This window comes from Rhizobium sp. FG96, from assembly GCF_057808655.1.
Window position 1 is genome coordinate 549115 of record NZ_JBMDIL010000002.1, and the last position, 24605, is coordinate 573719.

General features: G+C 63.1%; 15 protein-coding genes. 8 read left to right on the plus strand and 7 right to left on the minus strand.

Translation table 11 applies throughout. The features are described 5' to 3' along the window. Nucleotides 1–2 precede the first annotated feature (2 nt). The 6 genes from ACODR6_RS05910 to ACODR6_RS05935 all read left to right on the plus strand — a co-directional run bounded on the left by ACODR6_RS05910 (nt 3) and on the right by ACODR6_RS05935 (nt 5703). Nucleotides 3–1670 carry an ABC transporter ATP-binding protein gene (locus ACODR6_RS05910; RefSeq protein ID WP_489021440.1) on the plus strand — a complete coding sequence of 556 codons (1668 nt, stop codon included), beginning with the start codon at nt 3–5 and terminating at the stop codon, nt 1668–1670. A gap of 22 nt (nt 1671–1692) precedes the next feature. Beyond that, nucleotides 1693–3060, plus strand: coding sequence for an alpha-glucosidase/alpha-galactosidase (locus tag ACODR6_RS05915; RefSeq protein WP_199625832.1), 1368 nt, complete (start codon nt 1693–1695; stop codon nt 3058–3060). A 121-nt stretch (nt 3061–3181) separates the two neighbouring features. Then, complete coding sequence (locus ACODR6_RS05920) at nt 3182–4126, plus strand: lytic transglycosylase domain-containing protein (RefSeq protein ID WP_489021442.1); 945 nt, start codon at nt 3182–3184, stop codon at nt 4124–4126. A gap of 191 nt (nt 4127–4317) precedes the next feature. Further along, nucleotides 4318–4767 (plus strand): peptide-methionine (R)-S-oxide reductase MsrB, encoded by a 450-nt coding sequence (gene msrB, locus ACODR6_RS05925; RefSeq protein WP_489021444.1) that lies wholly within the window; start codon nt 4318–4320, stop codon nt 4765–4767. After that, on the plus strand, nt 4764–5270 hold the full coding sequence (msrA, locus tag ACODR6_RS05930; protein ID WP_203430430.1) for a peptide-methionine (S)-S-oxide reductase MsrA: 507 nt from the start codon (nt 4764–4766) through the stop codon (nt 5268–5270). Before msrB ends, msrA begins: the two co-directional genes overlap by 4 nt. Nucleotides 5271–5406: 136 nt before the next feature. Beyond that, nucleotides 5407–5703, plus strand: a complete 297-nt coding sequence (locus ACODR6_RS05935) for a hypothetical protein (RefSeq protein WP_203430431.1) — start codon at nt 5407–5409, stop codon at nt 5701–5703. Nucleotides 5704–5713: 10 nt separating this feature from the next. Here the strand turns inward: ACODR6_RS05935 and ACODR6_RS05940 are convergent, their stop codons facing one another. Next, nucleotides 5714–6955, minus strand: coding sequence for a sensor domain-containing phosphodiesterase (locus ACODR6_RS05940; RefSeq protein WP_199625835.1), 1242 nt, complete (start codon nt 6953–6955; stop codon nt 5714–5716). 129 nt (nt 6956–7084) lie between these two features. Here ACODR6_RS05940 and ACODR6_RS05945 point away from each other — a divergent pair, with 129 nt between their 5' ends. Next, entirely contained in the window at nt 7085–8881 is a 1797-nt protein-coding gene (locus tag ACODR6_RS05945) for a diguanylate cyclase (RefSeq protein ID WP_489021448.1), read from the plus strand. A gap of 2 nt (nt 8882–8883) precedes the next feature. Here the strand turns inward: ACODR6_RS05945 and ACODR6_RS05950 are convergent, their stop codons facing one another. Beyond that, entirely contained in the window at nt 8884–10290 is a 1407-nt protein-coding gene (locus ACODR6_RS05950; RefSeq protein WP_489021450.1) for a vWA domain-containing protein, read from the minus strand. Between ACODR6_RS05950 and ACODR6_RS05955 the strand changes: the two genes are divergently transcribed. Continuing rightward, nucleotides 10265–11041 carry a DUF1194 domain-containing protein gene (locus ACODR6_RS05955; RefSeq protein WP_489021452.1) on the plus strand — a complete coding sequence of 259 codons (777 nt, stop codon included), beginning with the start codon at nt 10265–10267 and terminating at the stop codon, nt 11039–11041. The genes ACODR6_RS05950 and ACODR6_RS05955 overlap by 26 nt on opposite strands. Here ACODR6_RS05955 and ACODR6_RS05960 read toward each other — a convergent pair. The 5 genes from ACODR6_RS05960 to ACODR6_RS05980 all read right to left on the minus strand — a co-directional run bounded on the left by ACODR6_RS05960 (nt 11038) and on the right by ACODR6_RS05980 (nt 24266). Continuing rightward, on the minus strand, nt 11038–11304 hold the full coding sequence (locus ACODR6_RS05960; protein WP_489021454.1) for a hypothetical protein: 267 nt from the start codon (nt 11302–11304) through the stop codon (nt 11038–11040). The genes ACODR6_RS05955 and ACODR6_RS05960 overlap by 4 nt on opposite strands. A 157-nt stretch (nt 11305–11461) precedes the next feature. Further along, entirely contained in the window at nt 11462–12748 is a 1287-nt protein-coding gene (locus tag ACODR6_RS05965; RefSeq protein WP_489021456.1) for an HlyD family type I secretion periplasmic adaptor subunit, read from the minus strand. A 30-nt stretch (nt 12749–12778) separates the two neighbouring features. Beyond that, on the minus strand, nt 12779–15382 hold the full coding sequence (locus ACODR6_RS05970) for a cadherin-like domain-containing protein (RefSeq protein WP_489021458.1): 2604 nt from the start codon (nt 15380–15382) through the stop codon (nt 12779–12781). A 10-nt stretch (nt 15383–15392) separates the two neighbouring features. Beyond that, on the minus strand, nt 15393–17126 hold the full coding sequence (locus tag ACODR6_RS05975) for a type I secretion system permease/ATPase (RefSeq protein WP_489021460.1): 1734 nt from the start codon (nt 17124–17126) through the stop codon (nt 15393–15395). Nucleotides 17127–17195: 69 nt separating this feature from the next. After that, entirely contained in the window at nt 17196–24266 is a 7071-nt protein-coding gene (locus ACODR6_RS05980) for a peroxidase family protein (protein WP_489021462.1), read from the minus strand. Nucleotides 24267–24605: the final 339 nt, after the last annotated feature.

Genomic DNA, 24605 nt, shown 5'->3' on the forward strand with positions numbered 1-24605 from the left:
AGATGGCTCTTGCTCTTGTCAGTTCCTTTGCTCCGCCCGTCCGTCACGACCATGACGGCCGCAAGGAAAGCCCGATCATCGACGCCCGCAATATCGGCGTGAATTTCAAGGTCGAGCACGGTCTTGTCGAAGCGGTGAAGGATATCTCCTTCCAGCTCTATCGCGGCGAGACGATCGCCATCGTCGGCGAGTCCGGCTCCGGCAAGTCGGTGACGGCGCGTACCGTCATGGGGCTCTTGTCGAAGCGTGCCGTGACCTCGCCGAAATCGACCGTCGAGTATGAAGGCAAGAATATCCTGAAATTCTCCGAGCCGGCGCGCCGCAAGCTGCGCGGCAACCGGATCTCGATGATTTTCCAGGAGCCGATGAGCTCGCTGAACCCGATCTATACAATCGGCAGCCAGATCGTCGAAGCGATCCGCGTCCACAACAAGGTCAGCCGCAAGCAGGCCGAGGCGAGGGCGCTGGATCTCCTGAAGCAGGTGCAGATTCCTGATCCGGAAGCGCGGCTGAAGCAGTATCCGCACCAGCTCTCCGGCGGCCAGCGCCAGCGCGTGATGATCGCCATGGCGCTTTCCAACAATCCGGATGTGCTGATCGCCGACGAGCCGACGACGGCGCTCGACGTCACCGTCCAGGCGCAGATCCTCAATCTCATTCGCAACCTGCAGAAGGAATTGCGGATGGCGGTGATCCTCATCACCCACGACCTGACGGTCGTTCGCCAGTTTTCCGACTACGTCTATGTGATGCAGCACGGGGAAATGCGCGAGCACAACACGACCGAGCAGCTCTTCGCCAATCCGCAGCATCCCTATACCAAGCATCTCTTGGCCTCGGAGCCGCGCGGTCAGGCCAATCCGCTGCCCGAGGGATCGGACATCATTCTCGATGCGCGCGGCGTGCGCGTCTCCTTCATGATGCGCCATGGCGGCTTCTTCAAACCGGAGCTGAAGGAACTGGTCGCCGTCGACAGCCTCAATCTGACGCTGCGCCGGCACGAGACGCTGGGCCTCGTCGGCGAGTCCGGTTCGGGAAAGACGACTTTCGGGCAGGCGCTGGTGCGCCTCAACGACCCCGATACCGGCGAGATCTATTTCGACCGGCAGCCGATCCACGGCAAGTCGCGCTCCGAAATGCGGCCGCTGCGCTCGCGCATGCAGATCGTTTTCCAGGATCCGTTCTCGTCGCTCAATCCGCGCATGACAATCGGCCAGATCATCGAGGAGGGGCTCGTCGTCAATCGGCTCGGCGCCACCAAGGCGGAGCGTCTCGACCGCGTGCGCGACGCGCTTTCGGCGGCCGGCATGCCGGGCAATATCCTGTCGCGCTTCCCGCACGAGTTCTCGGGCGGCCAGCGCCAGCGCATCGCAATTGCCCGCGCCATCGCCCTTGAGCCGGAGTTCATCCTGCTCGACGAGCCGACCTCGGCGCTCGATCTCTCCGTCCAGGCGCAGATCATCGAGCTGCTGCGCAAGCTGCAGGATGAGCGCGGCCTCAGCTACCTGTTCATTTCGCATGATCTCAAAGTCGTGCGCGCCCTCTGCCACCGCGTGATCGTCATGCAGCATGGCAAGATCATGGAAGAGGGTCCCGTCAACGAAGTTCTCACCAATCCCAAGACCGCCTACACCGAACGGCTCGTCAAAGCCGCTTTCGAGGTAGCCTGATTTGCATCTGCCGGAGGTTTATATGGCAAATCCCAGAATTACATTCATCGGAGCTGGCTCCACCGTTTTCATGAAGAACATCGTCGGCGACATCCTGCAGCGCCCGGCGCTGTCGGGCGCCACGATCGCGCTGATGGACATCAATCCGCAGCGTCTCGAAGAAAGCGCCATCGTCGTCAACAAGCTGATCTCGACGCTGGGCGTCAGCGCCAAGGCCGAAACCTATTCGGATCAGCGCAAGGCGCTGGCGGGTGCCAATTTCGTCGTCGTCGCCTTCCAGATCGGCGGCTATGAGCCCTGCACGGTGACCGATTTCGAGGTGCCGAAGAAATACGGCCTGCGCCAGACGATCGCCGATACGCTGGGCGTCGGCGGCATCATGCGCGGGTTGCGCACCGTGCCGCATCTCTGGAAGATCTGCGAGGACATGCTCGCCGTCTGCCCCGAGGCGATCATGCTGCAATACGTCAACCCGATGGCGATCAATACCTGGGCGATCTCGGAGAAGTATCCCACGATCAAGCAGGTCGGCCTCTGCCACTCGGTGCAGGGCACGGCGATGGAGCTCGCCCACGACCTCGACATTCCCTACGAGGAAATCCGCTACCGCTCGGCCGGCATCAACCACATGGCCTTCTACCTGAAGTTCGAGCATCGCCAGCCCGATGGTTCCTACCGGGATCTCTATCCGGATCTGGTGCGTGGCTACCGCGAAGGCCGGGCGCCGAAGCCCGGCTGGAACCCGCGCTGCCCGAACAAGGTGCGCTATGAAATGCTGACCCGCCTCGGCTATTTCGTCACCGAGAGCTCGGAGCATTTCGCCGAATACACGCCCTATTTCATCAAGGAAGGCCGCGAGGACCTGATCGAGAAATTCGGCATCCCGCTCGACGAATATCCGAAGCGCTGCATCGAGCAGATCGAGCGCTGGAAGGGCCAGGCGGAAACCTACCGCTCGGCCAATACGATCGAGGTCAAGCAGTCGAAGGAATACGCTTCCTCGATCATCAACTCGGTGTGGACGGGCGAACCCTCGGTCATCTACGGCAACGTCCGAAACAATGGCTGCATCACCTCGCTGCCGGAAAATTGCGCCGCCGAGGTGCCCTGCCTCGTCGATGCCTCAGGCATCCAGCCGACCTATATCGGCGCCCTGCCGCCGCAGCTGACGGCGCTCATGCGCACCAACATCAACGTCCAGGAACTGACCGTCCAGGCGCTGATGACGGAAAATCGCGAGCATATCTACCATGCCGCGATGATGGACCCGCATACGGCGGCCGAGCTCGATCTCGACCAGATCTGGTCGCTGGTCGACGATCTCCTCGTTGCCCATGGCGAATGGTTGCCCGAATGGGCACGCGGCGGCCGCAAGGTCCGCGCCGCCTGATCGAAGGACCGGCGCTGGCAGATGTCGGCGCCGGTCCTGCTCTTGACGGGAGGCGTCAAAGCATCTCGTATGGCTAGATTAGCCATATGATGGCGGCGCTGCTTGGCGGTGCCGGAACCAGATGAAGGCAGTAAGGCAGTCATCACCGCGTTGGTTGGCGCTCTTCGCAGCGGTTCTCGCTGCATGGTCGTCGGCCCCCTCCGCTTTCTCAGCGGGCGAGCCGGAAGGACCGGCGCCTGCCGGGTGCCTCTACACCCGCTCGGCGTCCGGAACGGGCGAGACGCTCTGTATCCGCAAGGACAGCTTCAACCGCGATCTCTGCAACGCCATCGAGCGGTCGGCTGCCGATTACCGGCTGCCGCCGGATTTCTTTGCGCGGCTGATCTGGCGCGAGAGCCGGTTTCGCGCCGACGCGCTGAGTTACAAAGGCGCCGAAGGCATTGCCCAGTTCATGCCGGGAACGGCGAAGCTGCGCGGGCTGCAGAATAGCTACGATGTGCTGGAAGCGCTGCAGAAGTCTGCGGAGTATCTGGATGAGCTGCGCGGCCGCTTCGGCAATCTCGGGCTGGCGGCCGCCGCCTACAATGCCGGTGAGAACGGCCTGTCGAACTATCTCTCCGGCGGTGGCCTGCCTTTCGAGACGCGCAGCTACGTCATGGCCATCACCGCCTACAGCGTCGATGTCTGGAAATCCGACGCGCCGGAGATCGCAGCACCTGCGCTCGACAAGGACAAGAGCTTCATCGACAGCTGCGTGGCGCTTGCCGAACGCCGCAAGCTGCGCGAAACGCCCTGGCAGAACGAGGGCACCTGGGCGCCATGGGGCGTGCAGCTGGCGGCTCACGCCAATCCGGACATGGCCAGGCGGCTGTTCCTGGCGGCAATCGAGCGCCTGCCGGAACCGCTGAATGCGGAGCAGCCGCTGATCCTGCGCCAGCGCGACCGCAGCTTCGGCTTCCGTCCCCGCTATGTGAGCCGCATCGCCAGGCAGACGCGCGCCGAGGCCGATCAGACCTGTGCGGAAATCCGCAAGAACAACGGCACTTGCCTTGTCTTCAGGAACTAGGGCTGGCAGCGTTTGTAACAAACGCCCGGCCGTTCACGTATAGTGTGAAGAGCGGAAGTTTCGCTCCGATGCGACCTGACAATTCGCCATTCGGATGCCTATATAACGCTCAACGATCCGCCCGCGCAGCTTCGGCGCAAAAGCCGTCAACGCTTCGCGCGGGAGGGCAATCGATCGCTAGGAGAACAAACATGCAGCACTACGAAAAGAGTGCCGACGCCATCGCCAAGCTGACGCCGGAGCAGTACCGCGTGACCCAGCAGTCCGGCACGGAACGGCCGGGAACCGGCGAATATCTGGATAACAAGGCGCCTGGAATCTACGTCGACATCGTGTCCGGCGAGCCGCTCTTTGCCTCGTCTGACAAGTATGAATCCGGTTGCGGCTGGCCGAGCTTCACGAAGCCGGTCGAGCCCGCCAATGTCGCCGAGCTGACCGACGTCTCGCACGGCATGGTTCGCACCGAAGTGCGCTCCAGCCACGGCGACAGCCATCTCGGGCACGTCTTCCCCGATGGCCCGCGCGATCGCGGCGGCCTGCGCTATTGCATCAACTCGGCATCGCTCCGCTTCGTCCATCGCGACAGCATGGAAGCAGAAGGTTATGGTGCCTATCTCGATCAGGTGGAGGAAGTTCAATGACGACGGAACGCGCAGTTCTCGCAGGCGGTTGCTTCTGGGGCATGCAGGACCTCATTCGCCGTTACAACGGCGTTATCTCGACCCGCGTCGGCTATAGCGGCGGCGAGGTGGCGAATGCGACCTATCGCAACCACGGCAACCATGCCGAAGCGATCGAAATCATCTTCGATCCGGCCAAGATCAGCTATCGCGAGCTTTTGGAATTTTTCTTCCAGATCCACGATCCATCGACGAAGGACCGCCAGGGCAACGACCGCGGCCCGAGCTACCGCTCGGCGATCTTCTACACGAGCGACGAGCAGAAGCGCATAGCCGAAGATACGATCGCCGATGTCGATGCCTCCGGTCTGTGGCCGGGCAAGGTGGTGACCGAGGTGACTGCTGTCAGCGACTTCTGGGAAGCCGAGCCGGAGCATCAGGATTATCTGGAGCGGATCCCGAATGGCTATACCTGCCATTTCATCCGCCCGGGCTGGAAGCTGCCGAAGCGCAGCGCCGCCTGATCCGGCAAGAGTTTAAGCATGCAAAGGGCGGCCGGTGGCCGCCCTTTTTGTGTGATCACAAATATTAGCGATCCGGTTTTTTCGTTGGCGCGAATATGCGGTTCGCGGTATTCGGATTCCAAACGGGATTCGACTCATGGCCAACAAAGACCAAGTTCTCGTGACGCTGCGCACCTACATGCAGGTCAAGCGCGCGCATGATCAGAACCAGGCCGAATATCTCGAAACCCTCCAGGAAAAGTCCCGCGAAGAACCGATCGACACTGCGGCGATCGCCGAGCTTACCAATGCCTATCACGAGCTCCAGCGTCCCCTCATCGATGAGATGAGCTATCGCTGGCAGGTACTGGAGGCATGGTTCGACGATATCGAGGTCGATCTCGTCAGCTGGGCGATCCGCAATCCGAAATTTGCAAGTGCTGTGCGCGGCTGACGATCGACCGTCAGTTCGCCATCAGATGCTGGCGCACCAGATCGGCGGCGACGGGACGGCCGAGATGATAGCCCTGGACGAGATCGACACCGAGATCGCCGAGCGTGCGCAACTCCGATGCCGTCTCGACACCCTCACCGACGACAAGGCTGCCGGTATGATGGGCGAAGGTCACCAGCGCATGGGCCAGCGCCCGCTTGACGCTGTCGGTCTCGATATCCTTGGTCAGGCTGATGTCGAACTTGATGATGTCAGGCCGGATGTTCAGGACGTGGCGCATGCTGGCATAGCCCGATCCGGCATCGTCGATGGCGATGCGGACCCCGCGTTCGCGCAGGGGATGGAGGGCGGCGGCGAGTTGCTGGTAATCGTAGATTTTCTCGTGTTCGGTGACTTCGAGAATGACCCGGTCCAGCGGCAGATGGCGCAGCACGATATCGAGCGAACTGTCGACGATGGTCGCCGCCGAGACGTTGAGCGACAGCGAGATCGTGTCATCGCCGATGGTCGTGAACTCGTCGATGGCGTTCTCGATCGCCTGGCGCTCGACGCGCGAGCGCATGCCGACATCGGCCGCTTCCGAGATCCAGATATCCGGCGAGCGTTTCGGTTCGCCGCCGAAGCGCGCCAGCGCCTCGAGCCCGACGATCTGGCGGTCGGCCATGGCGAAGATCGGCTGGAAGACGATCGCCGGCTCGCGCAGCGCCAGCGCCTCGGTGATGCGCAGCAGGCGCTCCGAGAAATCGAGATTGTGGCGGATCTCATCGCTGATCTGGCTGGCGATGAGCTCGGCGAAGGCATTCATGATCTCGAGGTCGCGCTCGTTCAGCGTCGGATCGGCATGTTTCGAAAAGCAGCAGAGCGTTCCGTAGATACGTCCGTCATGAAGCAGCAGCGGCACGCTGACATGGGCGCCGATCGGCATTTGATGCGTCGCTGGGATCTCCATCGCTTCCGGGCAGAGCGACGTATCGGGAATGAGCCGCGGCAGCTGGCCGGTCACCACCTTGTAGCAATAGCCGTCATGGAGCGGCAGAAGGTCGCCCGCCTGAAGCGGCGAAGGATAGGCGGCGCTATCGACGTTCCGGAAGAGACGGTGGTCGGGCATGAAGCGCGAGACGAAGGCGACATCCATCTTCAGGTGCCGGCGCAAGGTTTTCAGCGCCCTGTCGATCGTCGTCAGCGCCGCGCTCTGCTGCGCCAGCTCCACATTTTCGCGTTGTTGCGCTTGAAGCAGCTGTGGTATCGCCATGCCCGGTTCCCGTTTTGGTGGCTCAACCTTCACGCTTATTATTAAATACTCATTTAACGCTCGATCGTTAAGGTCCACATATCGACGTACGATTTAGGACACAGACTTTCGTGCAGGCGAGATTTCGACATGCGGATTAGCACGATCACCAACTGGGCTTACGGCGTGACGGTCGGTCTGACGCTGCTGTCAGGCGGTGCCTTCATCCTGTCGGCGCGCAGCGCCGATCACGAGCGGCAGGCGGTCGTCGAAAGCCAGGCGCTGGACGAGCTCTCCGAGCGGCTGACCATGGCGGCCGAGCAGACCAGCGAGGATGCCCGTCTCTTTGTGATGCGCGGCGAAGACCGCCATCTCCAGGCCTTCCGTGGCGACGAGAATGGCGAGCGCGATCGCGAGCAGGCGCTGAAATCCTTCAAGGCCGCCGCTTTGCTGCCGCAGGAAATGGCTCTGATCCAGGAGATCGAACAGGATGGCGAAGCGCTCGATGCGATCGAGGAGCGCGCGATAACCGCTTATACGAATGGCGATCAGGAAGGCGCGCGCCAGATGCTTTTCGGCGCCGAACACGAGCGGGTGCAGAGCGATCTGCTGACCAGCGTTCGCCAGCTGACTGACCTCATCGCCACCCGCACCAACGATGCTCTCACTGACGCCAAGCAATGGAGCGACTTCTGGGGTGCGGTGGCCAAAAGCCTCCTAGGCCTTACGGCGGCGGTTTTCCTCGGCGTGCTCTATTTCGTGCTGCGGCGGCGTGTGGCCATGCCGCTGATGCGGATGACCGGGATCGTCAACCGGCTGGCGCGGCAGGATTACGCCGTCGAGGTCTTGACCGATAACCGGCGCGACGAGATCGGCGAGATGAACGACGCCATCCAGATTTTTCGCGATAATGGGCTGGAGCGCGAGCGGCTGGATGCCGAGCGCCGGGCAGACCAGCGCACCAAGGATCTCATCCTGCAGATGATGCACCGCCTGCAGGCCTGCCAGCGGCAGGAGGAACTCGCCGAGGTCGTCTCGCTCTTCGCGCCGCAGATTTTCCCCGACTTCGCCGGCCACCTCTATGTCATGAACGACAGCCGCACGGCGCTGAGCTCGATCGGCAGCTGGCGCGAACCCCGCCGCGCCGGCCCCGTGCTGACATCGGCTGAATGCTGGGCGCTGCGGCGCGGCCGTCCGCATGTCAGCGATGCCGCTGCCGGCGATATTCCGTGCCAGCATCTGGAACATGCAGATGAGATGGGCATTTGCGTTCCGCTCTCGGCGCAGGGCGATACGGTCGGCTTGCTCTATTTCGAAGGCGCTTCGGACAGTCAGGCAATTGCCTCGGCGCGTCTCTATTTCGAGCTGATCGCCGAGAATATCGGCCTCGGCGTTGCCAATCTGCAGCTGCGCGACCGGCTGATGAGCCTCGCGATCCGCGACGGGCTCACAGGCCTTCTGAACCGCCGGTCGCTGGATGATGCGCTGAACCGGATCGCCAGAGACGAACAGGGCGATGTGATCGCCATGATGGTGGATATCGATCACTTCAAGCGCTTCAACGACGAGTTCGGCCATGACGCGGGCGACGAGGTGATGCGCCGCGTCTCCGCGATCCTGTCGGAGACGGTGGGCGAGGCTGGCACGGTCTATCGCTTCGGTGGCGAGGAGTTCGCGATCCTGCTCGAAGGTGGTGCCGAAGGCAGCGCGCTCGATCTCGCCGAGAAACTGCGCACGCTGATTGCGGCAACGCCGGTCACCTATCACGGCCGCCTGCTCGGCGCCGTGACGATTTCCCTCGGTGCAGCCTCGACGACGGCCGACATGCCTTCGGCGGATGTGCTCCTGCGTGCCGATGCCGCGCTGCTGAGCGCCAAGGCCAAGGGGCGCAACAGGGCGGTGGCCGATTGGGTCGAGCGGTCCTCGACAGACCGGCGGCGTGCGTAGGGCTAGTTGGTCAGGCGGCTGACGGATTTGGTCGCGGTCTCGGCGATCGAGGCGAAAGCGGCCACCAGCCCGTCCATCGTGTTCGGTTCGTAGTAGTTGGCCGATGACGAGGCACAGTATCTGAGCAGGCTCTTGCCGTTCTCGGGCGCCATGAAGGCTACAGTATAAATGACAATGCCTGCGCTCTTGGCGGCCGCGCATTCGTCTCGCACCGACTGGTCGAGGGTTTTGCTCCACTGGTCGGAATTGCCGGTCATTTCCCCATCTGTCATCAGGATGATGACCCGATCGGAATTGGCATTGTTTTTCTTCATTTGTTCGACACTCTCGGTGTCAGTCCCATAACCGTTCTTCTTGATCGCAGTAGTCGCAGTGTTGACGGCCGTTGTCGCATCAGTGCCACCTGTCGGCGTCAGCGTCATGTTCGTGACGTAGCGCCGGGAGTCGCTCGTTCCCCAGGCCATTGCCGATTTGCCCTTGATGCCATTCGTATAGGAGATCACCCCTGTCCGGACATATCGGGGGGTGGGGTCAGACTTGTCCAGTGCGTCGAAGAGTGCGGTGGCGGCCTGTTTGAGGGCTTCGATCTTGGTGACGTAAACGGGCGGGCCGTAAAGCAGGCAGCCGTTCAAGAGCGGGATGAGGCACGGTGTGTTTTTCACCGTTGTCGTATTCTGCGCCATCGATCCGGACTCATCGACAAGCACCTCCATCGAGAGCCCGTTCTTGGTGCTGCCCGATCCACTGGCACTATTGCTCGACGCGGTGATCGTCCGCGTATTGCCGGCCAGGAGCCCCATCAGCGGTGTCAAGGTGATGCTCGCCGATGAACTGACAGCGACCGTGAACGATTTGGCAGTGCCGCTCGTCGTTGTCGTGATTGTCGTGTTCGTCGCACTCTTGATGGCGGAGGCTGCCGCTGCGCTCACCGTGTTCGCCATCTGGCCGCTGACAAAGTCCTTGGCGAGCGCTTTTCCGCCGGTGTCGTCGACCTTGCCGTCGGCGAGGGCCGTGGCGACTGCAAGAGCCGCGGAATCGGTTGCCTCCTGAAGCTGCCGCTGGGACAGCATGATGTTGCCGAGATCGATCGCAAGTCCCGCGCCGCCGATGAGCACAGGCAACACGATCGCGGTCATCATCGCGAAGTTGCCGTTGCGGTCGCTGTTCAGCTGCCGCATATGGTGCAGAAAGCCTGACATGCAGCGAAAACGGCGTACATCAGAGATTGTGCCATTCGATCTCGATCTGTGCTTAACGCAAGGAAAACGTGCGTCGCGCGGGCGCATATCTTTGGCACAGGCGCAAACTTTTCCTGCCTCATTGGCAGATGAAAGCGGCGGACTATATCCTTTCCGGACTCCATAGCCGGTGATTGGATTGCCGATGTTTGAGACGCTCGCGATACTCATGAGTCTTTCGGGAAGCGCGCCTGTCCTGGCGCAAGCCGGGTCGAACGAGGTCGATGTCAAGCTGGTACTTGCCGTCGATACATCCCGGTCGATGGATTTCGAGGAGGTCCGCATTCAGCGCGAAGGCTATGTCGAGGCGCTCAAGCACAGGGAATTCATCGATGCGGTCAAGGGCGGGCTGACCGGCCGGATCGCCATCAGCTATTTCGAGTGGGCGGGCTATGTCGTGCCTGGCTCGGTGATCGACTGGCATGTCATCGAGAACGAGGACGATGCGCTCGCCTTTGCCAACAGGCTGGAGGAACGGCCGCTGAATACACAGCGCCGCACCTCGATTTCGACGGCGATCACGCAGGGGGCGACGATGATCGTCACCAGTCCTTATTCCGCCATGCGGCAGGTGATCGACGTCTCAGGCGACGGTACCAACAATGCCGGAAGCCCGGTTGCCCCGACGCGCGACAAGGCCGTGGAGGCGGGCTTGATCATCAACGGACTGGCCTTGATGCTGCGGCCCTCGGGCGCTCCCGGCGGTCTCGACAACTATTATGCCGATTGCGTCATCGGCGGTCCCGGCGCTTTCGTGCTGCCGGTCTACAAGATCGAGGATTTCGGCGTTGCTGTGCGCCGCAAGCTGGTCCTCGAAGTCAGCGGGCTGACGCCCTCGCCGGAAATCCAGAAGGCTGCCACGGCGCCGAAGAGCGATTGCATGGCCGGCGAAAAGCAGTGGCAGGAATTCTTCGACCGCTAGTGCAGGCGCCCGCCGTGATCGCTGGCCAAATCGGCGGAGGTAATCCAGACGCGGCCGTCGAAGGCGACCTCGCCGCGGTCGGTCTTGCCGCTGGCGATGCGCTCGATCAGCCCGAGATGCTGGCGCACCGCATCAACACGATTGGCAGCCTTCAGGGCTTCATCAAGCACGCAGACGGCCTGGCGCGCCGCGCCGTCGCCCATGATGATCAGCGTATGGTTTGCCTTGGCGAGTATCTTTCCGGGCAGTGTAACGAGCCGCATCTTACCACCTCAACTTAGCTTGGAAGCGCGCCTCCGGGGAGGCCTCGATAGCGGCAAGGCTGGTCCAATATAGTTAACGAAGGGTTAACGGCGCGCGGCCCGGAGCGATGGCGGTACGCTCCGGGCCGCGGCTGCCGATACGTTTCGCGGAAGCCAATCACTCCTCGCGAAACGCCCGCATCATCTGATCCGTAAAGGGTTTGGCGAGGTAGGAAAGCGCGCTGCGCTCCTCCGTCTGGACATAGACCTCGACAGGCATGCCGGGCATCAATTTGCGCGATCCGAGCGCCAGAAGATCGGCTGGCGTGATGGTCGCGAGATAGTAGGGCCTACCGGTTGCGCGGTCGGTTGCGGTCGCGGCGGCGACCACATCGACGGTGCCGTGGAATTCCGGCGTGGTGCGCTGGTTGAAGGCGGTGAAGCGCATACGCGCGGGCTGGCCGGGGGCGATGCGGTCGATATCCGTCGGCGGCACCTGGATCTCGACGCTCATCTCCTCGCTATCGGGAACGACGGACATCACGGTCGCGCCAGCGCCGACAATGCCGCCGATCGTGTGGATCTGCATGTCATAGATCAGGCCGTCGACCGGGGCGCGGACCTCCATGCGGGTCAGCCGGTCGCGGGCGGCGACTTCACGTTCCCTGAGCTCCGCCACCTTGGCTTCGAGCGCGACGATCTCCGTCTGTGCTTCCTTGCGGTGGTTCTGGTCGAGCGACAGCAGCTTGATGCGAACCTCGCTGATCTCGTTTTCGGTCTCGGCCATGCGCGCCATCAGCTCGCCCTTGGCGCCTTCGTTGCGGGCCTTCTGCCGGGCGAGATCGCGCTGCTGGGCCACCTGGATCAGGCCCTTGGCAAGAAGGTTGTTGGCCTTCTGCAACTCCTTGTCGATGATCTCCTGTTCCGCGTCGTTCGACTGCGCCTGTGCGCGATAGGCGGCCACCTGCTGCTCCAGCTGAATGATCTGCAGTCGCAGCTGCTCCTTCTGGTTGGTCAGCATGCCCAGATTTTCGCTGAACAGCTTGGTCTCGCTTTCGAGGAGCGGGGCGGGGATGACGAGGCCCTTGAAATCAAGGGACTTGGCGCCATCGCGCTCCGCCGTGAGGCGGGTCATCATCGCCAGCATCTGCTGCAGCTGGCCCTGGACGATGGTTAGCTCGACGCGCGTCTGCGTCTCGTCGAGGCGGAAGAGCACCGAGCCCTTGCGCACCGCATCGCCGTTGCGCACGAGGATCTCAGAGACGATGCCGCCATCGCGGTGCTGGATCACCTTGACCTGTTGCGAGACGGCGACCTGCCCCTGCGCGATGACGGCACCCGAGAGCTTGGCCTGCGCCGCCCAGCCACCGATGCCGAAGACCAGCGCGCCTGCCAGGAACGCGGACAGATAGATGCGCCCGGATATGCCGAACTGCTTCTGGGTTTCTTTCTTTGCCGGTTGCATGTGCTTTCCCCTCATTGTCCTTGTTTTTGATCAGCCCTGATGCGGCGTGACGCCGTCCTGGCCGGGCTCGCGTGCTGCGAGAATGAAATCCTGTTCGGTCAGTTCGTGGCGGCCGTAGAGAAGGATCTCGAAATCCTCGTCACGGTCGAAATCGATGATCGCCTTGACGATCGTCCGGTCGCCGCCCTCGAAATTCTCATGATAGAGGACGATGCGGTTTGGCGCCGCCTGCGGGCCGCCGCTATCATCGCCACCGAAGACCAGACCGCCGATACCGGCGGCGATTTCCGAGAAATCGATCCGGTCGCCGACAGCGAAATCGCGGATCTCGTCGCGGCCGTCACCATCGTTTTCGAGTGCCGCGAGACTGCGGAACACGAAGACATCGGCGCCATCGCCGCCCGCCAGGAAATTCAAGCCGTTGCCGGCGATCAGCATATCGGCGCCACTGCCGCCGATCGCGGCTTCGAACCCGTCGAGCGTGTCGGCGCCGATATCGACGCCGGTCGCGGTTCCTCGGTCGAGATCGATGATGACGGCATGGACGGCGCCTGCGGCGCTGTAGGTGTCGAAGCCGTCGCCGCCCTTGTAGCTGTCGTCGCCATCGCTGCGGCCATCGCGGTCTTCGTCGGCGGCATGAACGGCGGCCAGCACGATATCGTCGCCGTCGTCGCCGGAAACCATGTCGTTGCCATCGCCACCGGTCAGCACGTCGTCGCCGTCGCGTCCCGAGAGGCGGTCGTTGCCGTCACCGCCGACGAGGATGTTGTCGGCGGAGTTGCCGGAGAGGCGGTCGTGACCGGCGCCACCGATGACGGCTTCGAAGCCGACGATCGTATCGCGGCCGATCTCCTGGCCCTCGGCGAGCTGTGCTTCGAGATCGGCGATGACCTCCTGCACGAGCGCGGCGAGATCGAGCGTGTCGAAGCCGTCATCGCCGCAATAGTCGTCGTCGCCATCGTCGTCGTCTTCATCATCATCGCCGGTGCGGCCGCGCACGACGACGACATCGTCGCCCTTGCCGCCGGAAATGCTGTCGTCGCCATCGAGGCCGCAGAGGACGTCGTTGCCATCGCCGCCGGAAAGCAGATTGGCTTCGTCATTGCCGGTCAGCGTGTCGTTGCCCGAGCCCGCGAGCACGCCTTCGATCTCGGTGAGGCGGTCGCTGCCGATCTCCTCGCCTGTTGCCGTGCCCTGCGACAGATCGGCGGTGATCGCCTTGCGGGCGCTCCTGACATCATAGACGTCATGGCCTTCACCGCCGGAATAGGTGTCGTTGCCGTCGCTGGAGGGGGCGGTCGCCGCACGGGCTTCTTCGCCTGCAAGCCCGGCCCTGATGACATCGTCGCCCTTGCCGGCGATCACCACGTCATTGCCGCTGCCGCCGGTCAGCGTGTCCGCGCCGTCGCCGCCGTCGAGATAGTCGTCGCCGGCTTCGCCGAGCAGGTCGTCATTGCCTTCTTCGCCGAACATGCGGTCGGCACCGGTACCGCCGCTCAGCTGGTCGTCGCCGCGGCCGGCGATCAGGATATCGTTGCCAGCCTCGCCGAACAGGCGGTCGTTGCCGTCTTCGCCGAAGAGCACGTCGTTGCCATGGCCACCGAACAGCGTGTCGTGACCGGTGCCGCCATAGAGCGTGTCGTTGCCGTCGCCGCCGAGGATCAGGTCGTTGCCCGCGCCACCATTGATGACGTCGTCGCTCTCGCGGCCGTAGATCGTGTCATTGCCGCCGAGGCCGGCGATCAGGTCTTCGCCCGGCGTGCCGGTCAGTGTGTCGTCGCCTTCAGTGCCCTGCAATTCATGCGGCGGCGCCTTCTGCAGCCGGAAGATCGCGGCAGTGCGGATCTCGGCTGCGCCATCCGAAACGTCGTAAGTGAAGGTGACGTCGCCGACGAAGCCGCGCTGCGGCGTATAGAGCCAGACATCGGCACCATAGGAGCGGATCTGGCCGGAGGTGACCCTGATATCGTTGATGCTGAGCGTGTCGCCATCGGGATCGTAGATATGGGCGAGCAGATCGTCGAGCAGTACCAGCGCCGACAGATTGACGAAGCCGCTCGAGAAGATCGGCCGTCCGAAACTCATCGGCGCCCGGTTGGGATCGTCTTCTGAAGATTGGCCGCCGCCATGCCCGGGATTGCCGCGCGACGGGCGTGGCTGGAAATCGAGGCTGAGCGGCGAGCGTGGCGAGGGGAACTCGAACCCTTCGCCGGTATCGATGATGCTGCGGCGGTTGTCGTTGGCGGTGATGGTGACGACGCCGCGCTGGACGCGTTCCGGCAGTTCGGAAACGTAGAAGAGCGTGGTGCGGAAGCTCAAGCGCACGGCAGGCTGCTGCTCGGTCTCGACAGGGTATTCCTCGCTGGCGAGCTGCTGCAGGAAGGCGGTCACATCCTCGATGACTTCGTAGTCGTCGCGGGCTGCCGGACCTTCTTCCTTCTCGCGGCTTTCCGTCTGCTGGTTCTTCGCCTCCGGCTCGGCCTTGCCGAACATCATGGCGAGGGCGGAGAAGGCGGTCAGCGGTAAGAAGAATTTGCGCGCGCTGCGCTTCTCCTCTTCCTTTTCCCGATACTTGTTGATCGGGGCGATCGCTGCCTGCGCATCCGGCAGGCCAAGGGTGAGCTTCTCCTCCATGATGCCCTCCCTATTCCGCCGCAGTGGTGCGCGCCGGCCGTTCGGCGAACGACTTCTCGACGGCGATCGGCCGTGCCTTCGGTTGCAGCAGCGTCTCCTTCGGACCGAAGGAGACGAGCTTGCCGTTCTGCAGCAGGCCGACCATGTCGACCGCCTGCAGCGCGCTCGGGCGGTGGGCGATGATGACGACGATGCCGCCGCGGCGCCGGACCGAGAGAATGGCCGTCGTCAGCGCCTCTTCGCCTTCGGCGTCGAGATTGGAATTCGGCTCGTCGAGCACCACCAGGAAGGGCTCGCCGTAGAGCGCGCGGGCAAGCGCCACGCGCTGGCGCTGGCCGGCGGAAAGCGCGGTGCCATGCGGGCCGAGTTCGGTCTGGTAGCCGTCGCGCAGGTGGACGATCATGTCGTGGATGCCGGCGGCCTTGGCGGCAAGGATGATCTTGCGCGGATCGGGCTCTTCTGCAAAGCGGCAGATATTGTCCGAGATCGTGCCGTCCATCAGCGCCACGTCCTGCGGCAGGTAGCCGACGTGATCGCGGAAGAAATCGGTGTTCCACTGACCGAGATCGGCGCCGTCGACGCGTACCGAGCCGCGCAGCGCCGGCCAGATGCCGAGCAGGCTCTTGACCAGCGTCGTCTTGCCGCCGCCACTCGGTCCGATGAGGCCGAGCGCCTGGCCGGCCTTCAGCTCGAAGCTGACTTCGCTGAGCAGCACGGCGCCGGTGCTCGGAGCAACCGTCGTCAGGCCCTCGATCTTCAGGCTTTCCTTCGGTTCGGGAAGCGGGATGAACTCTTCCTTGCCGTTCAGGACAGCCAGCGTTTCCTGGATACGATTGTAACTGCGGCGTGCCGAGACGACGCTCTTCCACTGCGCGATCGCCAGATCGACAGGGGCGAGCGCGCGGCTGGTGACGATCGAGGCGGCGACGATGGCGCCTGCCGAGAGTTCGCCGCCGATTGCCAGATAGGCACCGAGACCGAGGATCGCCGACTGCAGCATCATGCGCAGCACCTTGGAGAGACCCGACAGCGTGCCGCCGATATCGGAGGTCTTGGTCTGGTGCTCGAGGTGATAGCGATTGGCTCGTTCGAAGCGATCGACTGCGCGCTGCGTCATGCCCATGGCGTGCAGGACTTCGCTGTTACGGGTGTTGGAATCGAGTACGGCGTTGCGGGTGACGGCGGCCTTGATCATCGTATGGGCGTGACGCCGCGTCAGCACTTCAGCGAGGATCGTCAGACAGGCGAGGACTGCGGCGCCGCCCAGCGTCAGCATGCCGAGCACAGGATGCAGCAACCAGACGAAGACGAGGTAGATCGGGATCCACGGCAGGTCGAAGAGAGCGATCGGCCCCTGGCCGCCGAGGAAGCTGCGCAGCGTATCGACATCGCGGCCGCGCTCGGCGGCTTCGGCGGTCGAATAGCCGTAGCGCGGCATTTCGACGACGACCTGGTGGGTCAGCGGCGCCAGCGTCGTATCCATCCGGGCGCCGAGGCGCACGAGGATCTGCGAGCGCAGGATGTCGAAGACGCCCTGGAAGAGATAGAGGCCGATCGCCAGGACCGAGAGGGCGATCAGGGTGGAGATGCTGCCGCTGGCGAGTGCCCGGTCGTAGATCTGCAGCATGTAGAAGGCGCCGGTGAGCGCCAGGATGTTGATGAGCCCGGACAGGCCGAACAGATAGGTCAGGATGCCGCGTGCCTTGTCGATCTTGTACTGCGGCTCTTTCTTCTTCGTTGCCATGATTCTCCCCTCCGGCAATTCATTCGGCGTGCCCCATGGCCATCAGCGGCCATGGGGCAGAGCCATCGATCAGGAGACCCCGTTGAAGTCCGATGCCTTCAGGTTATGGGTGCCCGCGATCATCAGTTCGAAGTCTTCTTCCGGATCGGCGTTGACGTTGCCGCGCAGCACCGTGAAGGCCTCGCCATCGATGGTCTCGTGACTGACGGCGATCTGACCCGCGGCGGTGATCGAGCCTGCCTTCAGGGTGAAGCCCTGAACACCGGCAACCGATGTGTTGGCGTCGATTGCCGAGAAGTCGATCTTGTCGCCCGGCTGGAAGCCGTAGATCTTGTCGCCGTTGGCCGCTGCCGCAGAGGTGAAGCGGAAGACGTCTTCGCCAGCCCCGCCATCGATGATGTTGACGGCGAGCGACGCGGTGATCGTGTCGTGGCCGGACCCGCCGATGAAGTTTTCGAAGCCGTAGATCGTATCCGTTCCGGTGCTTGATCCCGCGACGCTGCCTCGGCCCATGAAGCCGTTGCCGAGATCGACCGTCAGGTTGGTCGTGGCCGCTGCATAGTCGAGCGTGTCGTTGCCCTCTCCGCCCCAGTAGGTATCCGAGCCGTCGTTGAGCTTGGCGAGGATGAGGTCGTTGCCGGCGCCCGCCCAGACCTGGTCGTCGCCTGCGCCACCTTCGATGACGTCGTCGCCATCGTCGCCATAGAGCCGGTCGGCACCCGCGTCGCCGAAGATATGGTCGGCATCGGCGCCGCCATGGACTTCGTCGTCGCCATCACCGCCCGAGGCGACATCGGCACCGGCGCCGCCGGTGATCAGGTCGCTGCCGCCTTCACCGCGAAGGATGTCGCTGCCGGCCTCGCCGACGAGGATGTCGTTGCCATCGCCCGCCAGGATGATGTCGGCCGCCGCCGCACCAAGCAGGGCTTCCCCGGCTCCGGTGCCGATCAGCGTGCGGGGCGTGGCCGGAGCCGCGCCTTCGCCGCCGGACGGCTGTTCGCCGTTGTCGTCGTCATCATCATCGTCGCTGCCGTTGCCTTCCTGCTCTTCTTCCTCCTCCTCTTCGTGGTCGTCGTCACCGGGATCAACCGGCGGTACGGACCCTTCAGGACCGACGAAGGTGATCGAGCTGCCGTCACGGGTCATCACCGTGCGTCCTTCGTCATCGACAGTCGTTTCGAAGTCTGCGGCGGTGAGACCGTCCGGCAGTTCGATGACATCCTGCGGACGCAGCGTGCCGACGATCGTGTCGTTGCCGCCGTTCGATCGGAAGACGATACGGTGGGCGGACTGGAGCGCCGAGATATCGATGACGTCGTCGCCATCGGTGCCATCGATGGTGATGGTGTTCAGCGCCAGGCTGGTCTGCGAGAAGTCGCCGATGACGGTGATGGTGTCGCCGCCGGTCACACCGCCAGTCGGCGTGCCGTCGTCGAGCGTGATATTGCCGACGGTGATCTCCTCGATATTGTCGAGTTCGGCGATGACAGAGGCGTTGTCGGTACCGTTGCGGGTGATGACGATTTCAGTCGTCGCCATCAGCCCGGTGATGCCGGCAAGTTCGGCGGCCTGCCGCGTATAGATGCGGAAGGTCTCGTTGCCGCCCTGGCCGGTGCGGCCGTTGAGGTCGAACGTATCGGTACCGGCGCCGCCATCGACGATGTCGCGGCCGTCTGTTGCGCCGTTGTTATTGGCGTTCCAGACGATGGTGTCGTTGCCGCCACCGGCGAGGATAATGTCGTTGCCGGTGCCGCCGTCGAAGGTGTCGCCGTCATTGTCGCCGATAAGGATGTTGTCACCAGCGGTGCCGTTGACGCTGCCGGTATCACGGGTGACCGTGACGCTGGCCGTGTCCGTCGCCGCACCGTCGCTCACCGTGTAGGTGAAGTTGCGCTGCTGCGTCGTCGTGTGGGTGACGTTGATGTCGCCTGTCGGACCGACCGTGACGCCGAAGCTCGTCTGGTTTTCGGTGGCGCCGGTGATGTTGAGGACGCCGTCGATATCCGTATCGTTGGCGAGTAGTGCCCATTCCGGGATGACGAAGCTTCCGCTCTCGACATTGGTGATGACGGTGTCGTCACCGGCGACGGGTGCATCATTGACTGCGGTGACCGAGATCGTTGCTGTCGATGGATTGCTGTTCATCAGGCCGTCATTGACGACGACGGTGATGACGCGTGGCACGGTTCCCGGCTGATCGGAGTTGTTGCCGAAGGAGATCGTCTGGATCGCCGCCTGGTAGGCAGCAAGGGTGGCGGCCCCCGTCAGCGTGATCGCGATCTGGCCGGCGACCGACGTGTCGGTCTGGGCCGTGATGCCTGCCGGAAGCGTGCCTGCGGTCAGCAGGTCGCCGTTCTGGGCGTTGGTCAGGACGATCCGTGCGGAGACGATCTGGCCGTCTTCGTCCGTAATTGCCGGACCGGAGGCGATGGCGATCGGGTCGCCATTTTCGATGAAGGTCGCCGTGTAGTTCGTCGACGGTGCGGCTGCCGGGCGGGTGAACTCGATCGCGACATTGTCGATATTGACGATGTCGTTATTGCCGAGTGCGGTTGACGTGAAGCGGATGATCGCGCCTGCCGTAAAAGGGCCGTTGAGGTCGATGCTGCGCTGGTCGCTGTTGGTGCTGGAGTTGATGAGATCGACCTGGATGAAATTCACGCCATTGGCGGCAAACCAGACCGTGACGCTGTCGCCCTGATCGAGGCCGCTTTCGTCGACATCGTAGGTCAGGCGAGCCGATGTTGCTCCGGCAAGGTTGGCGACACGTTGGACCGTGGCACCGTTGCCATTTTCGTCGAAGACGAGCTCGCCACCAGTGACGAATACATCTCCACCTGTTGCGCCACCGCTATCGCTGCTCTCGGTCCAGGGTGTCGTCCAGGGCGTCGTGCCATCCGATCCTGTGTAGTTCGACGGCTCGAAGTTATCGAGGTATTGGCCGCGATCGAGCGTGTAGAGTTGGAGCTGCGGCGGGCTCAGCATATAGTCGCCGTCAGCAAAGCGCAGCTTCTCGATATTGAAGAGGCGGTCAGTGCCGTCGGAGACCAGATTTGGCAGGGTCTCTTCGTCGCCATCCGGGCCGCCGTCTGCATCGAAGCCTGTATGGGCAACGGTGATGCTGCCATCCGCATTTTGGGTGATTGTGTAGTTGGCGCGGACGTCGGTATAGACGGCGGTGTCGATGTCGCCTTCTTCCTCGCCGTCGATGATCTCGCGGACGATCTCCAGCTGGCTCGGGTTGAGCGTGCGGTCGAACATCAGGTCGCTCAGCGACCGTCCACCGAACATCGCGTCACCGTTGTCGTCGAAAACGCCCTTGGAGAGGCCGTCGGACGAGCCGATTTCGTTGCCGTTGAGGTCGCTGATGCGGATGCGGACGTTCAGCCAGCGGTCGCCGTCGATGATGTCGTCGCCGGCAAGGCCGGTGATGACGTCGTCACCGCCGCCGCCGAGCAGGATGTCGGAGGCATCGGCCGTATCCATGACAATGGTCTCGGTGACGCCGTTGACCGTCACACTGGTGCGGGCGCGGTGCGCCACGAGCTCGGAGAGACCGGCGATCAGGCTGAGGTTCTTCTCAAGCAGCGCGTTCGAGTAGCTTTCGAGCGGGCTGCCGGTGCCGGGGATCGCTGCGGTGTTCTGCAGTTCCGCCCGGGCATTGGTCGGGGCGACGCGGCCGGTGAGCACATCGTCGTGGATCCAGCCGGACAGGCCTTCGACGAGGTCGAAGCGGTCGCGCAGGATGAAGGCTTCCTGCGTGGCGAAGAGCGGGATGCCGAGATCGGAATTGGCCGCCGTGTCGTCGCCCTTGTGGATTGCCCAGTCGAAGCCGGCCATGCCGTTGCTGCGCTGGATGCCATCACCCTGGAACATGATGTCGTCGCCGGATTCGGCGTCGTAGTCGGTGTCGCTGCCGTCGCCGTTCAGAACGTCGTGGCCGATGATCGAGGAGTTGAAGAACAGTTCGGAGTTTTCACCCGAGAGCGTGTCGAAACGCCCACCGCCTTCGATCCAGTCGTTGCCTTCGTTACCCATCAGGAAGTCGCCGCCGTCACCGCCGCGGATGAAGTCGTCGCCGAGGCCGCCGAGCACGTGCTTGCCGTCAGGACCGGCAATGATGAAGTCCTTGCCGTCGTTGCCGAAGATCAGCGCCAGGCCGCTGCCGCCGTGGATGACGTCGTTGCCGCCTTCGCCATGTAGGAAGTCGGCCGCGCCGATATCGGTGCCGGCATTGGTGATGATGTCGTCGCCGTCGCCGCCGTGGACATGGTCGACGCCGTAGCCGGCTTCGAGCGTGTCGTTGCCGCCATAGCCCCAGATTGTGTCGTCGCCTTCGCCGGCAATGATCGTGTCGTCTTCATCCGTGCCGCCCATGACGACATGATCGCCGCCGTGATAGGCCATGTAATCGAGATCGCCGTCGCCATCGGTGTCGCGGCGCACGACCAGCGGGGTGAGTGCCTGCAGGATCGGATCGGTGAAGATCGGGTCATCGCCGACCTGTTTGCTCTCATCCATTTCAAGCGTGTAGTCGGGCGTCGAGAAGATGTCGCCCGGCAGAGAGGTCGTGCCTGCGCCGAGATCGGTGTTGCGCATGATGATCTTGCTCAGCGAGTTGTTTTCGAGCTCGTTGAGAAGGTTCAGGCCTTGAACGCGGGAGAGGTAGTAGAAGCGGTCGGCTTCCTGCAGGTTTTCCATCTGCAGTTCGAAGACGAAGGCGAAGGTGGAGCCCAGCATGCCGCCGAAGTCCATCTTCTTCTCGGCAAGGCCGCCGATCCAGAGGTCGATGTCGTTCAGGCCGGTCTCGGCATTTGCCCAGGCGCCGGTCGAATTCAGGAAGTCGAGGCGGTCGGCCGGTGCGCCTGCCGTGTTGAGCACGATGGATGCTGCTGCGGCGCGCTTGGCGTCGAGCGACGTTGCGCCGGTGATCGACGAATGCGTGCCGTAGGCGGCGATGAAATTGACGATCGACGCGGTGTTCTGCAGGTTCAGCGCAAAGTCCGTCCAGCTGAAATAGGGCTTCAGCTGCGTATCCTGGCCGGCGGCCTGATAGAACTGCGCACGCGCCTCGTTGAGCGTCGGCAGGCCGACGTCGCGGCCGCGGGCGATGTTGAGGGCTGCAAGGTCGAGCGGGATGCCGACCAGCTGGTTGCGCAGCACGTCGGTGACGAATTCATCGATCTCGTTGCCGCCCTGGCGGGTCATGCCGCGGATGATCGCGCCGGCTGCCTGGTCGTGATCGATCAGTACGTCGCCGTTGGCATCGACCTCGCCGAGTTCGAGCGGGTTCAGGAAGCCGTCGAAGAGCGTGATGTTGTCGAAGCTGAAGGTGCCGTCGGGATTTTCGACGAGACGGTCGATATCCTGGTTCAGCATCGAGTGACCGAAGCGGTAAACCGCGTGGGCGAATTCGGCAAAGATCGCCGGGTTGATATCGGTCGACGGTTCGAAGAGGAAGGCGTCGATATCCGGCTGCATCTTGCGGCCGAATTCTTCGAAGACCAGATGCTGATACTGCATTTCGGTCGTGAAGCGGCCGGCCTGGAAGAGGCGCTCGCCGTTCCAGACAAGGCCTTCGAGCTCGGCTTCGGTGGTCGGCAATGTGGTGATCGGCTCGAGGAGCCACTGGTTGATGAAGACCAGATCGGCGCTGTCGAGGACCACCTGCTTCGTCTGCTCGACGACGCTGTTGTGTTCCGAATGGAAGATATGATGGATCGAGGTGAGGCCGATATTCTCGTTACCGCGGCCGTCGCCGGTGATGTAGTGGGCGTCGAGCAGTTCGTTGTCGTATTCGAGATTCTGACCGCGGGAATTCACGGCCACCGGATTGCCGGCGACATCGTCGGCATCCGCAACCAGCACACCACCGGCGATGACCGGTACTGCGGCATGGGCGATATCGTCGAGGAAGGCGTGGCCGATGCGAATGGCGCCGGCTGTGCTGACCGGGGCGCCCGGCGTGCCGGAGACGACGATGTCGTCAGCCGTGTTCGGGATGCCGTCGGCGCCAATGCCGGTGATGATCTGCGCATAGCCGTTGGCATCGGGGATGAAGCGACCATAGGGATCGGTGCGCAGCAGCGGAATGTTGGTGACATCGGCATCCGTCAGCTCGATTCCGAGCATCTCGCGGGCCTGTGTCTTGATGTCGGCCCAGGTCGGCAAGCCGCGGGCGCCATCGAGCAGGTTGCCGGTCGCGACCGGCTTGCCTTCGTGCATGACATATTCGCGCAGGAAGACCTGATGCGAGGCATGCGAGGTATAGGTCTGGTTCTGGTCGACCCAGGGGGTCGTGGTGTTGGCGGCGACTTCGCCGTCGGCGTCGCGGCTGGCGCGGGTCAGAACCATGAAATTGGTATGCGGCGATGCAGGATTGTAGAGCGGGTCATCCGGCGACAGCGGAATATAGACCGTTCCGGCGCCGCCCTTGGCCACGAGGTCGAGGCCGTGGTCGAAGAACTGGCCGAACAGCGTGAACATCGAGTTGTAAGGTGCGGAATCGCCGATATCGGGCGAGACGTTTTCGAAGGTGTAGACGTAGACGGGCGTACCGGCCGCGGCGAGAACGGTGCCGTCGGGACCGATCACGTCATTCGCATGGACGACGGCGGCGCCGTTGGCGTCCTGCATCGGCGCGCGGGTCGCCGTCTTGCCCTCGGCGAGCATGGCGTCATAGACCATGATCGCGGCCGGGTTATTGCTGGTCTGATCGACGATCAGGTTGGAGATGATGCGCGGATCGGCATCGACGACGGTGCCGGGCGCCAGCATCGGGTTGCCGGTCGGCGTGCCCGGCGTATAGTTGCCGTTGGTCAGGTAAACCGGATTGGCCGGTGTCCCGAACATCTGTGTGTCGTCGTTCTCGTTGAGGTAGTTCGGCTGCACCAGCGGCGTGAACGGCTGGTCGGCTGCGCCCCAGGTTTCCTTGCCGTCGAGCAGATTATTGTAGCTGCCGTCGACGGTTCTGAGGCCATAGGGCAGGAGATGCGCCTGCGGCGCACCCGTTCCGGTGGCGCCGGCTGCCTCGCCGGCTTCGGCGACGAGAGCCGCGAGGTCGCCACCGGCCGCATGCTGTTCGGCGATGGCGATCTGCTTCAGGATGAATTCGAGATCGTGTCTTACCAGCGTTACCATTTTCCCCTCCGTCGGCGCGCTGTCCCGGCGCCTGGTTTTTCGCAAACTTGTCCTGTCCGCCGGATCGCGCTGCGAAGCCGGCGGGGTTGAATTGCCCCTGATGTTTCAAGAAGCCCGCCTTGCACGGCCGGCTTGGGATGATGCGATCTTGCGGAAAATTGCCGGGGTTTTGAACGGCGCATGGTCGGACGATGTTTTCGATGTTCGTCCACCGGCGGAGCAGGTCTTCGGTCCTTATTACTCCGGGAGCAAAGTCCTATGATGAATTGGCCTTTGGTCTGATAGCATCGGCCTGGGTCTATAGTATAAAAATGGTCCTTTCTTTCGCGCCGCAATACT

Bases quoted from the DNA above. Each gene is read 5' to 3' on its own strand.
- ACODR6_RS05965 (WP_489021456.1), bottom strand. From the start codon at position 12,748: ATGCAACCGGCAAAGAAAGAAACCCAGAAGCAGTTCGGCATATCCGGG.
- ACODR6_RS05940 (WP_199625835.1), bottom strand. From the start codon at position 6,955: ATGGCGATACCACAGCTGCTTCAAGCGCAACAACGCGAAAATGTGGAG.
- ACODR6_RS05915 (WP_199625832.1), top strand. From the start codon at position 1,693: ATGGCAAATCCCAGAATTACATTCATCGGAGCTGGCTCCACCGTTTTC.
- ACODR6_RS05910 (WP_489021440.1), top strand. From the start codon at position 3: ATGGCTCTTGCTCTTGTCAGTTCCTTTGCTCCGCCCGTCCGTCACGAC.
- ACODR6_RS05920 (WP_489021442.1), top strand. From the start codon at position 3,182: ATGAAGGCAGTAAGGCAGTCATCACCGCGTTGGTTGGCGCTCTTCGCA.
- ACODR6_RS05970 (WP_489021458.1), bottom strand. From the start codon at position 15,382: ATGGAGGAGAAGCTCACCCTTGGCCTGCCGGATGCGCAGGCAGCGATC.
- msrA (WP_203430430.1), top strand. From the start codon at position 4,764: ATGACGACGGAACGCGCAGTTCTCGCAGGCGGTTGCTTCTGGGGCATG.
- ACODR6_RS05935 (WP_203430431.1), top strand. From the start codon at position 5,407: ATGGCCAACAAAGACCAAGTTCTCGTGACGCTGCGCACCTACATGCAG.
- ACODR6_RS05945 (WP_489021448.1), top strand. From the start codon at position 7,085: ATGCGGATTAGCACGATCACCAACTGGGCTTACGGCGTGACGGTCGGT.
- ACODR6_RS05975 (WP_489021460.1), bottom strand. From the start codon at position 17,126: ATGGCAACGAAGAAGAAAGAGCCGCAGTACAAGATCGACAAGGCACGC.
- ACODR6_RS05955 (WP_489021452.1), top strand. From the start codon at position 10,265: ATGTTTGAGACGCTCGCGATACTCATGAGTCTTTCGGGAAGCGCGCCT.
- ACODR6_RS05980 (WP_489021462.1), bottom strand. From the start codon at position 24,266: ATGGTAACGCTGGTAAGACACGATCTCGAATTCATCCTGAAGCAGATC.
- msrB (WP_489021444.1), top strand. From the start codon at position 4,318: ATGCAGCACTACGAAAAGAGTGCCGACGCCATCGCCAAGCTGACGCCG.
- ACODR6_RS05960 (WP_489021454.1), bottom strand. From the start codon at position 11,304: ATGCGGCTCGTTACACTGCCCGGAAAGATACTCGCCAAGGCAAACCAT.
- ACODR6_RS05950 (WP_489021450.1), bottom strand. From the start codon at position 10,290: ATGAGTATCGCGAGCGTCTCAAACATCGGCAATCCAATCACCGGCTAT.